Raw genomic sequence first — 12,939 nt, forward strand, 5'->3', positions numbered from 1 at the left:
TTGTATCAAAAAATGCGTGTTCTTCATAAATTTACAATGATAAATGACGGAAAGAAACGACTAATGCTATAATAGTCAGTAACTATCATAGAAGGAGTGAAGATTTATGTCAGAAACAATCTTTAGTAAAATTATAAATGGCGATATACCTAGCCATAAAGTATACGAAGATGATTATGTTTATGCTTTTTTAGATATTTCACAAGTAACTAAAGGTCATACATTATTAGTGCCGAAAAAAGTTTCTGCTAATATTTTTGAAACAGATGAAGAAACTATGAAACATATTGGGGTTGCTTTACCAAAAGTTGCAAATGCAATTAAGAAAGCTTTTAATCCTGATGGACTAAATATTATACAAAATAACGGTGAATTTGCCGATCAATCTGTTTTCCACCTTCATTTCCACCTGTTACCAAGATATGAAAACGATGTTGATGGTTTTGGTTATAAATGGACAACACACGAAGATAGTATCGATGATCAACAAAAAGCAAAAATTGCAAAAGAAATCGCTGCTCAATTCAACTAAACATGCTTACCACATAGTATAATGGGTATATAAAAAATGTTAATGAATAAGAGATATTTAGAAATGAGGAGAATTTTTATGAAAACAGCTCAAATTTTATTAGGAATTAGTGCTGGAGTTGCAACTGGTCTAGGTGTTGCATTAATGAATCGTGATAAAAAAGAGTCGATTGAATTAAACGCCCAAACTAGAAAGCCAACTGGCGCTGAATCAGAAGTAAGCAGAGAAATTAATTCTATCAAACAAAATATTAATGATATTGTAAATTATGTAGCTCAAATTAAATCTGAAAGTACAGAATTTGGTAGCTCAATAGGCGACGAAGTAAAAACAATGATTGGTGACTTTAAATCAGATATTGATCCTAATATTAAACGTCTGCAATCTCACATTGAAAACCTTCAAAATCGTGGCGAAGAAATCAGCAAAACATTTGAAAGTGATAAATAACTCTTATTGAATACTAAGCTACATCGTTTTATTATTATAAATCAAATCCAACTTACTCCTATTCTCTATGGAGTAAGTTTTTTTATTTCAATTTTAAACACTAATTTTCTATGAACACATTAATACCCTTTCGCTAGTAATTTGTAGGAAATTATAGCTTGACGTTTGAGACTTTAAGTTAGATAATACGAAAGTATATTAACTGTTCTAATAATCAAAAGGAGTATGGTGTTTAAATGTATTTATGCTCTCGTCAAATTGATATAAATGCACGTTTCGGACTACCTAGAATTGCATTTCTAAGTATCGTTACAACGATTATTACTTTTTTAATTGCTTATGAAATTTTGTATTTCTTTTCAGATACAAAGTTAACGGATCGATATTTTATAATATTTTTAATTTTCGTCGTTTTTTTATATCCAATTCATAAGGCCATTCACTTAGCCTTTTTATTTCCGTATTATAAATCCTTTCGAAAATACAAATTAATTAGAGGTAAGTATGTCCCATTTTATAATACCTATGTAAACACTCCTGTGAATAAGTATTATTTTTGTTTTGATTTAATCACACCTGTGTTAGTCATCACACCGATTTGTGCATATATTAGTGCTTTATTTCCACAATATGGGCATTACCTCATGTTTATCATCGCTTTAAATATGGGATACTCAGTGATGGATTTTCTTTATTTAAAAATAATTCTTTTTTCTAATGAAGGAAAATTTATCGAAGAGCACCAAACAGGTATAAATATTTTAAATAAAGTAGAAATGAATCAAAATTTACAATAACAATTTTATGTAACAAATTATCTGTTAACATAATTACAAAGCAACTTCTATTACATGGATATAGAAGTTGCTTTTTTGTTTTTTAATTGTCATTAATACATTGCTCAATATCATTGCTCAATTTAATATTTATTAATATTACGCAAACACTAACAAATAATCGCTATACTATATCTTCTAACTAACTTTAGTACATTTATTTAAATTACTTCCAAAATTGCAATTCCTCCTAGTACTATAGTCTTATTAACGGGGTTTCTAATTGGTGTATCATCAATAATATGTTATATTTACGTTGTTATTATTACAAAAGGAGTTTCCAACTATGAAATCATTTAAAAAAGTTTTACTTCCAATTACGGCAAGTGCCTTATTATTAAGTGCTTGTGGTAATAGTGCTACAGATTCTAAAGATGATACAATTATTTCTTCAAAAGCTGGCGACGTTAAAGTCGAAGATGTAATGAATAAATTAGGCGACGAACAAATCGCAAATAGTTCATTCTCTATCTTGTTAAACAAATTATTGGCAGATAAATACAAAGATAAAGTTGATACTAAAGATATTGATAAAGAAGTTGAAAAAGAACAGAAGCAATATGGCGGTAAAGACCAATTTGAAAGCATGTTAAAACAACAAAAAATGACGCTTGATGACTACAAAGAACAGAAAAAATTACAAGCTTATCAAAAGGCATTGTTAAATGACAAAGTAGATATTTCTGACAAAGATATTAAAGAGAATACTAAAAAAGCTTCACACATCTTAATCAAAGTTAAAGAAAACAAAGATGATAAAGAAGGCCTTTCAGATAAAAAAGCAAAAGCAAAAGCTGAAGAAATTCAAAAAGAAGTTGCTAAAAATCCTGATAAATTCGGAGAAATTGCTAAGAAAGAATCAAAAGATACATCATCTGCGAAAAAAGATGGTAGCTTAGGTTACGTAATCAAAGGTCAAATGGATAGCACATTTGAAAAAGCATTATTTAAATTGAAAGAAGGCGACGTATCTAAAGTCGTTAAAACAGATTACGGTTACCATATCATCAAAGCAGATAAAGAATCAGACTTTGATAAACAAAAATCAAAACTTAAATCACAATTAATCCAACAAAAAGTGCAAAAGAATCCTAAATTACTAACAGATGCTTACAAAGAATTACTTGATGAATATAAAGTTGACTACAAAGACAGAGATATTAAAAAAGCTATTGAAGATTCAATCTTAGATCCAGATAAGATTAAACAACAGCAACAACAGCAGCAGCAACAACAAGCTATGCAACAAAGTGGTTCTAGCATGTCAACTGGACAATAACGTAGTATATCAAGAAATCATTGGTTCATTAGGAAAGACACTTATGCTACACATAGTAGACACTAAGACAACTTAATAAATATATACGTATGATATATATAATACAAATCAAATCATTAATGTAGTCAGTGACTTAATTACTTCTAACTACAAAATAAACGTCAATTTCTATCTCTTACTAATAGAAATTGACGTTTTGTTTTTCTGAACAGTTATTTTTCGTCACACTGCCCTAGTCTGATACTATACAACAAAATTGAACAATTTATAGATCAGTACATAGCGATATCTAACATAAATCAGATATGTAAAATATATAATTAAGCTGTATACAGATTAGCATACTATCCTTTTAAAGTTCACGTACCTTCAACCATGCTCTACACATCTATTATTATTAGCTAGCTACAAATCATCATTTTTGATATTGATTCAATATCGCCTTCAACTTCGTCATATACTTTATTTTTAATGATTCAGGGTATAGAATTTTAACATTTTCACCAAGTGATATTAAATAATCAATCATGTACTGTAGTTCACCTTCATTATATCCACCAACAATAAATGGTTTGTCCTCAATATATTCTAATGACATATTAGGATAGGACTTTTTTAAAAATAATTCCACTCCAAAGGCTGTTAATTCACATTTAAAGTTTATATCGTGATAGTTCTGTTCATAGTCAATTTCTAAATCAGACAATTGTGAGCGTGTATATTTAGCTAAATTATCTTCTACTTTTTCAAGCATATCTACATAATCACAGCGATATATGCCCCACTGACCACGAATCAAGTCCATGCCACTAAAAAACCATACACCACTTCTATAAAATAATTCATAAATCTGTATACGCTCATAAATAATTGGTTCATATTGGGAATAATGTATCATTACAACATCATTACTCTGGATAACTTCTAATATCGTAGCTAAATATTTTGTTTTTTTCACAGGTGAAACTGTATGAAAATGTATGTAATTTAGCGTTTCAGTAATTTCATTCCTTAAATTTGGCGATATTGTTGCGGACAATTTTTCACTAAGTTGAACATACGTTTTTTCAAAAGGCGTTGTAGTTAATGCGCTCATTGATTTTAATGCATAAAATATTGCCAACATCTCATTATTATTGAAGTAAATTGGAGTCAATAAATTTTCAGAAATTATTTTATAACCACCGAATCGACCATTTTCAACATACAATGCTAATCCCATTTCTTCTAAAGCTTTTATATCTCTTATCGCTGTACTTTTCGAAATATTAAATTCGACCATAAGATCCTTTAAATGAAAGCTTGATTTATCTTTTAAAAAAATGAGCTCCATATTTAAGCGTTCTGATTTTTTCATAAAATACTCCTTTCAATGGTTTCATATTCTGACACCTTTAAATAATATACTAAGTATATCAAATGAATAAGGAGCTATTACAATGAAAACACTATTAATTAATGCACATCCAGATTACTATAATATGAATACGTATTCTGCTAAATTACAAAAATTATTCAAGCACGAAATCGCAACACACTTCCCTGATACAGAAATAACTACTTTAAATATATATGAAACTGTAATTCCTAAGTTAGATAATCAACAATTATTAAACATTTGGGAAAAGCAAAATAATCATCAAAAACTTGATACCATTGAATCTCAACTGTTTCATATTTGGACCGAATTAATTACTCAATTTAAAGAGCATCACCGTATTGTAATTGTGATGCCTATGCACAATTTTAATATACCTTCAAAATTGAAGGACTATATGGATAACATTTTAATTGCTCGAGAAACATTCAAGTATACTTCTGATGGTTCAGTAGGCTTAATGACAGATAATTATAAAGGCTTATTATTACAAGCGAGTGGATCCGTCTATACTAATAATGATCGTTATACCAAACTTGAATTTTCATATGACTATTTAAAAGCGATGTTTGAAGAAATAATGGGATTTGATTCATTTGATATCGTTCGTGCAGAGGGTACAGCGATTTATAGCGATAATGAAGTAATGACAAATGCACAACGAGAAATGGTTAACAAATTGCCATCATTTTATAAATAAAAAAGTAACAATCGCTGTTTAAAGGACTTATAACGCTTCTACAACAACTTCTTTAAGCACATAAAAATCCCACTATAAACTATAATAATCACAGTTTATAGTGGGATTTTGTATTAATCGATTGACTTCGGATTATAAAATTGACGCCCTTCTAAACCAAAGATACGTTCAGTAAATTGACCTTTGTCAGTCTTTTTATAGGCTTTTTCAAACATATTCATCTTAGCATCTATGTTATCGATAAAGAATAATATTTCCGCTTCCTTTAAATGTGGTAATTTCGGTGATCCGAACTCCATTTTACCATGGTGGGCCAATATCATGTGTCTTAGTAACATAACTTCTTCACCATCAATTTTCAATTCTCTCGCTGCTTCTGCAACTTCATCACTCGCAATTGAAATATGCCCAAGTAAATTCCCTTCTACTGTATAAGAAGTAGCCACTGGACCACTTAGTTCTTTTACTTTACCTAAATCGTGCAAGATAATCGAACTGTATAACAAACTACGATTAAGTAACGGATAAATATCACATATTGACTTAGCCACACGTAACATTGTTAACACGTGATAGCTTAGACCACTAGAGAAATTATGATGATGCGTACTCGCAGCTGGAAATGTGAAAAATGCCTCTTGATACTTTCGTATTAAATGTCGTGTAATACGTTGTAAACTCGCATTTTCAATTTCTAACATAAAGTGAGCAATTTCATCTTGTATTTCATCTGGCGATAATGGTGCTCCATCAATAAAATCGTGTGGTTTAAGGTTTTCTTCAGGTGTTGCAAGACGAATTTTATTGATCTTCATTTGCTTTCTACCACGATAATTAATGACATCACCTTGTACATGCACAATTTTTTCTGGTTCTAATATTTTCATATCATCCTTGGTAACTGTCCACAATTTCGCCTCTATATCGCCACTTTTATCTTGCAAGTAAAGTGTCATATAATCTTTCCCTTGTGCAGTAACACCCTGTGTCGCTTTGTGAATTAAGAAAAAGTGATCTACAGCATCTCCTGGGTTTAATTTCTCTACATTTCTCATTATTTACCGCCTTCCTCATATTTGTTCAGTGTGATTATTTGTTTTGAAGGCACACTTGTATCTTTCACACAAGTAAAGTATAACATTTGATAATTTGACGGCATTTGTCTTAAATAGTTCATCATGATTTCCTTTCTGCGCTTATCAAAATGAACAAATGCATCATCTATGATGATTGGGAATGGATAGTATGGTTTTAACGTCTTAATTAAACTAAGTCTTAATGCAATATATAAAATTTCTTTCGTTGACTGACTCAATTCAACAGGCTCATACATTTGTCCATTATAATGTTTAACCATTAATTCATCATTGGCATAAGTTACTTGTACATAATTACCATTTGTTAAATGACTAAATATATCTGTTGCTTCATTTATCACTTGTGGCAAACGTTTATCTTTTATTTGCTTAATGTGGCCTTCTACTAATGATTGTAAGTAACTTAGGCTAGCCCAATCTTTGGCTTCATCATTAACTTTATTTTTGAGAATGTGGAACTTATGACGTAAGTCTGCTAAAGTCTTATCGGTCTCCATATCTGTAATTTTAGCATTTAAGTCACTCACTTCTGCCTGCATTTCTAAATATTGGTCATTATAATCATCTACTTGACGTGATAATGTTTCATCCTCTTCTTGAAGTTGAGCCAATGTTTTCTCACTCAATTTAGAACTCACATCATATGAATAATTTTGATTTTCAAGATATTTAGATAAATCATTAAATCTTGACATTTGTTGTTGATACGTTTGATATTGTACATGGTGTTGATAGTAGTCCTCTTCATTTTGAACATTTACAAATCCAAAGAGTTCACTAATTACATTATTATTTTCTGTCAAACGCTTTTGTAATTGACCAAGTTCACTTTGTAATAATTTAATTTGTTCATCATTGCGGTTCCATTTATCAACATTATTTGTCTCTTCTTTCAACCACTGATTCACATCGTGAAATAATGACAAATCACTTACATAAGTAAACTGATTTTTAGTAACTTCCTTGGCATGATTATAAAATGCCGTAATTTCTTCTTTCAATTGACGCGCCTGCTCTGATAACTCAATAATGTGTGTGTCATGTTCTTTTACTTTATTCATTGTTGCAATACTATCTATGATTAATTCATCTGACATTTTATCAGAAAGGTATAAATCGGCTTTCACACTATTAATATTATTATCAGCAGTTTGATAGTGTTGTTGAGCTTGTTCTAAATTCGTAGTTAAATAGCTTGCTTTTTTATCTAATGCCTCATTAGTCTTAATTGCATTTTGTAATTGTTCTCTAACTCTATATTGATCATCTAAGTCAAAGTCTAAATCATAATTATCTTCTAAATGTTTAATTTTATGTTGTAAGTCATCAATTTCTTTAGAAAAAGTTTCACTATGTCCAACTTCTTTTGATTTAACCATAAAAATACCAATTATAAAGATTACAGATAAAATTGCAAATATAACACCGAAAATGATATTTGCTGATACAAATGAAAATATAGTTAATCCAATGCCTATAACCGCTAAGATAATTAGACTCATACGGAATAGATTTTGTTTTCTCTCATTTTCACGTTGTTCAATATCAAAAGCTTCTTTCATTTTCTGATATAAATTATTTTTTTCTTGTAATTCAAATACACGTTTATTATATTGTTTCTTTTTCTCAAAGTTTTCTTCAGGAACAATATCCTTTTCTAATGCATCCATCTCTGCATTATTAGTATCTTTATCTATTTTATTTTCTTCAATATCGCGTTCTAACTGTTGAATAATAGCCGTTTGTTCTTGTTTATTCTTAATTTGATTACTAATATGACTCTTCATTGCTTCAGAACTATCAACATGATGATGTACATCTTGCCAACCAATATTTGATTTTAAACCTGTTTTTTCGCGTTCTTTATCTGAAATGTCTTTTTCTAAGGATTTTAATTCATATTCCTTTTGCTTTATTTCATTTTCTTGTTGCTGAATGTGATTAAATGCATCAATATCACTTTGCTTTGGTAAGTTGATTTTATCGTTTTCTGCTGTTAAATGCGCTAAGCGTTCTTCACGTAAACCAATATCTCTTTTTAAGTTTTGTGTTTGAAGTTTAGCAGCTTCATATCGATCAATACCTTGTTCTGGAAATTGGATTGGTTCTATATTTAAATCCGCTTCCAATGCTTTCCATTCTTGAGTTTGTTCATGTAAAGCTAATTCTTTTTGTTTTTGATCGTGCATTTTAGATAATTGGGTTAAATTTTGTTTCAAATGATTCAAACGGCGTTCTGACTTATCTTTATCATCGACATAACGTTTATAGTTTGTTAGCTTTGCTTCTTCTTCTCTAATTTGAGTTTCTAATTCTCTCAATTGCTCAATTTGTTGATTAATTATAGGGTTACGACCATTTTTCTTATACAACAATTCCTTCTTCTCATTCACTAGTTCACGCATACTTGTGAATTCTGTCGAACCTAAAGCGCCTGCTTGTAATAAATAATTTTGAAGCTGTGTTTCATCCATTTTCTTATGAATATCTTGTAAGCCCAGTACATCAAAAGAAAATATGCCTTGATATGTACGTTTAGAGATATAATTCAACTCTTTTTTCAGCCATGCCTCATCTTTAATCATACCATTTGGTAAATAAACCTTTACATCGCCTACTGCACTACCTTTAATACGTTCAACCTCTACTTGTGAGCCATCATCTTGTATTAAGGTTAACTTTCCACCATATTGATTACCCATACGTGGTTCTAATCTTGGTTCATTTTCTTTTTTAGTTGGGAAACCGAATAGTATTGAGTGAATAAAGGCTTGTATTGTAGACTTACCAGTTTCATTTTCACCATAAATCTCCGTAAAATGATCATCAAAATCAATTTTCCTCTCTACAAAACGACCATAACCATAAATTTCTAATGATTTGATTTTCATTTTATTCCCCCCTCATATCTGACTTCAATAGTTGTTCAGCGTGTTCAATCAACTGACGTCGATCAAAGTCATTATAATTTTCAAGGTACTTAGAAGCTTTAGGGTTTAAATATAAGTCGTTCATCGCTTGATCGAAAACACTATTGTCTGCTATAAGTTCTGGCGCAAACTCTTTAACTAACGTATTTTGATCTTCAAATTGGTTGCGGATAGTCAAGTCTTCAATAAATACAAAATTATGTTCATTTTCCTCATAATCACTAATCATTTCTTCAACTTGAATTAAATCTTGTTCAGACACAAATTGATCTGTGGTAATTTCTACTGTAAGTTGATAAATTGATTTACCATTCTTTCTTACTTGTTCCTTGAAGGCCTGTATCACTTCAAATAAACCTTGCTTCGAGGTTTTATCTGTTTCTATTGTTGCCTTTTCAAAACGAATAAATTGAGTAGGTACAAATGTTACGTTGAGCTTTAAATTGTCTCCTTCTACTAGTAAGCAGCCTTTCTCGCCAAGTTCCTTAAAATGACGACCTTGAATATTACCAGCATAATGAATTTGAGGCATGTCACTTAATGCTTGCCTTTCATGAATATGACCGAGTGCCCAATAATGATATAACTTACTATTTAAATCTTCTAATCTAAATTCCGTATATCGATCTTTTGAATTTGTCTTACTGTATGTTCCATGTAAGATACCTATATGAATACCTTTTTGACCTTGACTTGATGGATAAGCATCTATTTTATTTTCATAACTGGCATCATTTTGGTAACTGAAACCATGTAAATAAATTTCTTCTCCACTTTTAGTAATAGTTTGATATGTTTCAACATTTTCAGAAAACACTGATACATTTTCTGGCCATTCAGTACCAATATTTGCAGATAATGGATCGTGGTTTCCATGACATATATATACAAAAATTTGCTCTTTTGCTAATCTATTAAATTGTTCCTTTAAAAATACTTCTGCTCGCAATGTACGATTCTCTTGATCAAATAAATCACCAGAAATAATTAGAAAATCAACTTCTTCATTCAATGCTAAATCTATAATTTTTTTAAAGCTTTCATAAGCACTATTTTGCATATCTTCAAATATAGACTGACTCAAATAACTTCTAGATTTAAAAGGGCTATCTAGATGTAAATCAGCACAATGAATAAATTTAACCATATGATTTATGTTCTCCTTTATAGAAAGGTATTTGTAGCTATGTATGCTATGCCATAAAATTAATTTCAACAAAAATAATTTGCTTATTAAAAAGCACACATGTCACCACCTAGTATCTATATATTTTACCACAATGGTAAAGCATCAGTCGATAAAACAAGTAATGACAATATATAACATTCACTGTTAATGAAATCACTCAATAAAAAAAAAACTGTCGACAAAGTTTGAAACTTTGTCGACAGCTTGAAAGTTATGCAATATTACCCTATGTTAACTTTCACAAATCATTTCCACGATAAAATATTGTATTAGTCAGCGTAGATTTCGTCTAAAGGTTTAACGATGATTTGGTTGATTTCTTGGAATACTTGGCTCATGTTTTGCTCAGCAGCCATTAATTCAGAAATATTAGAGTCATTTTCGATTTTTTGAGCTTGTTCTTGTGCTTTTTGTAGCTCTTCTTCACCGATTTCTTCACCTTGCATTTGTTTTTGTTGGAAGCTTAATTGAGTTTCACGGAACTCATCGAATAAGTCTTTTGATTCTTGATTTTCTTTAACTTTAGTATAAGCGTTTTGAATTGCTTTGTATTCATCACTTTCTCTTAAAGCTTGTTCTAATTGATTAGCATGATCGTATAAATTTACTGCCATTCTGCTTCACTCCTTTTGTGTTTATGTGTTAAAACCACATCGCTATTACAATAACATAATTTATTATGTTATACAAAGATAGCAATTACGCCTTGTAATAGACCAATAATACCACCCAATAAAAAACCAAGAAACATGATTAATTTTAATTCTTTATTGGCGATATCAATAATTAATTTTTCAATATAGTCTAAATCGAATGTGTTGATTTGTTCCTCTACCAATTGTCTTAAATTGATCTTTTTCATTATTGGTGAAAGATGTTCTGATGCATTTTCTATAATTACATCTGTTAATTTCTTTGCTACTTTATTTTCTAAGAAAGATATAAAGTTTGGCATTAATTGATGTAGTGGTTGTTTCGCTTTGTCATCTATACCTAGATAGCTTACTGCTAAATCACTTGCAGACTGCTTAAACGAATCAAATTGAGTGGCAGTCACTAATTCAGATAGGTGTTTGGTTTTCATCGTCTGATATTCACTATCAATCACTTGAGTTGCAATTGACTTCGCTTTCGGATGCTGTGTCAATCTAATTAATTCTTGTTGTATACGTTCAGCGATACTTTCCTTCGTCATAAACATTTGTAATAACCCTACGATTTTCCCCTTTTCTTGGAAAAATGTATCCAACATCGATGCAATATCTGTTGCACCTTTATCAGATTGTAAATAAACACGTGCCCTCGAAAATAATAAATCCGGTAATAACGCAACTTTTTCATCAATTGCTTGTTCAATTTCTTCAGGCAAAATCATATTCACTGATTGGTCTTTATGTTCTAAATAAAATTTATCCAAATTAGTATGAACTAACTGTTGTAATTTATCGTTTGTATAGTCAGTGACATCAACGTCTAACTTATTTGCAAAATATTGTATAGTTGTAGAATCTTGTTTTAATTTAGCTATTTGTTGTAGTAATAATACCTCTATCGCTTCTTTAGAAGACGGTGCATTTAATTTTGATTTAAATACTGATTCTGTAAGTAAATGCTCCTCTACAACTTGTCCTATTTTATCTGCAATTTCACCACGTCTTTTAGGAATAAGACCTGGTGTGAATGGTACTCTTTTTTTAAATATATAGTATGTTTTAAAAGGATGGAATAACATTCGAACTGCAATTACATTTGTTACACCACCAATTAACGCACCTATAACCATCATAAATATTATGATCAGAAATGCATGCATTTACATAAACTCCTTTAAATATTATCTTTATAAGTCTTATTAATACGTAAAACTATTTTCACATTGTATAACATACCATACTTAAATGTGTAGCATAACACCTTTTTATGTTTATTAAATTGTTTATAAAAATAAAAAAGACCTAAATCTCTGTTTAGGTCAAATTTATAATATAGTGACTAAATCATTCAAATATAATTTAAGCACTTTCTTTTCTTTAAAACTAAATCATATAAATAATGATTCTTCTATCACTTTATAATGCATTCATTTATACGTGCATTAATTCTTCTTTAGAAATTCTACCGAAATATGTTTCCGCTTCTCTCATTTTTGAAGTACCAAAAATAGGTTGCGTTTCTTTATTAAGCACACGATAGATATCGCTAACTTTGTTACTTTGTAAAATAAAACCATTTCGAGTATCTACAGTATTCCAATAAATATCACTTGTAGTTGAATGATTTGGATATGCACAATGGTTACGAGAAATTGTTTGTACCATTTCTAATGGATCACAGCCAAACGTACTATTTAGTACATCTGAATCTCTAAATAATGCACAAATTGACACACATGTTGTCCAGTTAGGTAATACTCTCTCTTTTTCTATTTGAACTAATGTCTTCTTTGAAAGACCTATAGTCTGAGCCATAGTATCTTGCGTATAACCCGCTTCGATACGAACCATTTTAAATTTTGTTTGAATTAAATCTGTAAAAGTCTGTCTATCCA

Annotated in this window: 12 protein-coding genes; 5 read left to right on the forward strand and 7 right to left on the reverse strand. The window is 30.0% G+C overall.

Annotated elements, in window-relative coordinates; genetic code table 11:
- The first annotated feature begins 106 nt into the window (after positions 1 to 106).
- From ACF91D_RS26615 to prsA, 4 genes are all read left to right on the forward strand, one after another.
- Positions 107 to 532, forward strand: coding sequence for an HIT family protein (locus ACF91D_RS26615; protein WP_042740032.1), 426 nt, complete (start codon positions 107 to 109; stop codon positions 530 to 532).
- A gap of 78 nt (positions 533 to 610) precedes the next feature.
- Positions 611 to 982, forward strand: coding sequence for a YtxH domain-containing protein (locus ACF91D_RS26620; RefSeq protein WP_042740031.1), 372 nt, complete (start codon positions 611 to 613; stop codon positions 980 to 982).
- 236 nt (positions 983 to 1,218) lie between these two features.
- Positions 1,219 to 1,779, forward strand: a complete 561-nt coding sequence (locus ACF91D_RS26625; protein WP_042740030.1) for a DUF3267 domain-containing protein — start codon at positions 1,219 to 1,221, stop codon at positions 1,777 to 1,779.
- A gap of 325 nt (positions 1,780 to 2,104) precedes the next feature.
- Entirely contained in the window at positions 2,105 to 3,097 is a 993-nt protein-coding gene (prsA, locus tag ACF91D_RS26630; RefSeq protein WP_042740029.1) for a peptidylprolyl isomerase PrsA, read from the forward strand.
- Between the two features lie 415 nt (positions 3,098 to 3,512).
- Here the strand turns inward: prsA and ACF91D_RS26635 are convergent, their stop codons facing one another.
- Positions 3,513 to 4,454, reverse strand: coding sequence for a helix-turn-helix transcriptional regulator (locus ACF91D_RS26635; RefSeq protein WP_107527787.1), 942 nt, complete (start codon positions 4,452 to 4,454; stop codon positions 3,513 to 3,515).
- Between the two features lie 82 nt (positions 4,455 to 4,536).
- On the opposite strand from ACF91D_RS26635, the gene ACF91D_RS26640 reads away from it, so the two are divergent.
- A complete protein-coding gene (locus tag ACF91D_RS26640; RefSeq protein WP_107527788.1) occupies positions 4,537 to 5,175 on the forward strand; it encodes an FMN-dependent NADH-azoreductase in 639 nt (212 codons plus the stop codon).
- 113 nt (positions 5,176 to 5,288) lie between these two features.
- On the opposite strand, the gene yhaM is transcribed toward ACF91D_RS26640, so the two are convergent.
- The 6 genes from yhaM to xdrA all read right to left on the reverse strand — a co-directional run.
- Positions 5,289 to 6,230: a 3'-5' exoribonuclease YhaM gene (yhaM, locus tag ACF91D_RS26645; protein ID WP_107527789.1), complete on the reverse strand. Its 942-nt coding sequence runs from the start codon at positions 6,228 to 6,230 to the stop codon at positions 5,289 to 5,291.
- Positions 6,230 to 9,163 (reverse strand): ATP-binding protein, encoded by a 2,934-nt coding sequence (locus ACF91D_RS26650; protein ID WP_119624563.1) that lies wholly within the window; start codon positions 9,161 to 9,163, stop codon positions 6,230 to 6,232. Before ACF91D_RS26650 ends, yhaM begins: the two co-directional genes overlap by 1 nt.
- A 1-nt stretch (position 9,164) precedes the next feature.
- Positions 9,165 to 10,349: a metallophosphoesterase family protein gene (locus tag ACF91D_RS26655; RefSeq protein WP_042740024.1), complete on the reverse strand. Its 1,185-nt coding sequence runs from the start codon at positions 10,347 to 10,349 to the stop codon at positions 9,165 to 9,167.
- A 311-nt stretch (positions 10,350 to 10,660) separates the two neighbouring features.
- Entirely contained in the window at positions 10,661 to 11,005 is a 345-nt protein-coding gene (locus ACF91D_RS26660; RefSeq protein WP_042740023.1) for a YlbF/YmcA family competence regulator, read from the reverse strand.
- 68 nt (positions 11,006 to 11,073) lie between these two features.
- Complete coding sequence (locus tag ACF91D_RS26665) at positions 11,074 to 12,204, reverse strand: DUF445 domain-containing protein (protein ID WP_107527843.1); 1,131 nt, start codon at positions 12,202 to 12,204, stop codon at positions 11,074 to 11,076.
- A gap of 271 nt (positions 12,205 to 12,475) precedes the next feature.
- Positions 12,476 to 12,939: XRE family transcriptional regulator XdrA (gene xdrA / locus ACF91D_RS26670; RefSeq protein ID WP_392438013.1), on the reverse strand; the 464-nt coding region annotated here is incomplete at its 5' end.

Source organism: Staphylococcus sp. 231237_7MaSpsaltlick, assembly GCF_043107035.1.

Coding starts and splice junctions, on each gene's coding strand:
- ACF91D_RS26625 (WP_042740030.1), top strand. CDS start 1,219: ATGTATTTATGCTCTCGTCAAATTGATATAAATGCACGTTTCGGACTA.
- ACF91D_RS26640 (WP_107527788.1), top strand. CDS start 4,537: ATGAAAACACTATTAATTAATGCACATCCAGATTACTATAATATGAAT.
- prsA (WP_042740029.1), top strand. CDS start 2,105: ATGAAATCATTTAAAAAAGTTTTACTTCCAATTACGGCAAGTGCCTTA.
- ACF91D_RS26635 (WP_107527787.1), bottom strand. CDS start 4,454: ATGAAAAAATCAGAACGCTTAAATATGGAGCTCATTTTTTTAAAAGAT.
- yhaM (WP_107527789.1), bottom strand. CDS start 6,230: ATGAGAAATGTAGAGAAATTAAACCCAGGAGATGCTGTAGATCACTTT.
- ACF91D_RS26665 (WP_107527843.1), bottom strand. CDS start 12,204: ATGCATGCATTTCTGATCATAATATTTATGATGGTTATAGGTGCGTTA.
- ACF91D_RS26660 (WP_042740023.1), bottom strand. CDS start 11,005: ATGGCAGTAAATTTATACGATCATGCTAATCAATTAGAACAAGCTTTA.
- ACF91D_RS26650 (WP_119624563.1), bottom strand. CDS start 9,163: ATGAAAATCAAATCATTAGAAATTTATGGTTATGGTCGTTTTGTAGAG.
- ACF91D_RS26620 (WP_042740031.1), top strand. CDS start 611: ATGAAAACAGCTCAAATTTTATTAGGAATTAGTGCTGGAGTTGCAACT.
- ACF91D_RS26655 (WP_042740024.1), bottom strand. CDS start 10,349: ATGGTTAAATTTATTCATTGTGCTGATTTACATCTAGATAGCCCTTTT.
- ACF91D_RS26615 (WP_042740032.1), top strand. CDS start 107: ATGTCAGAAACAATCTTTAGTAAAATTATAAATGGCGATATACCTAGC.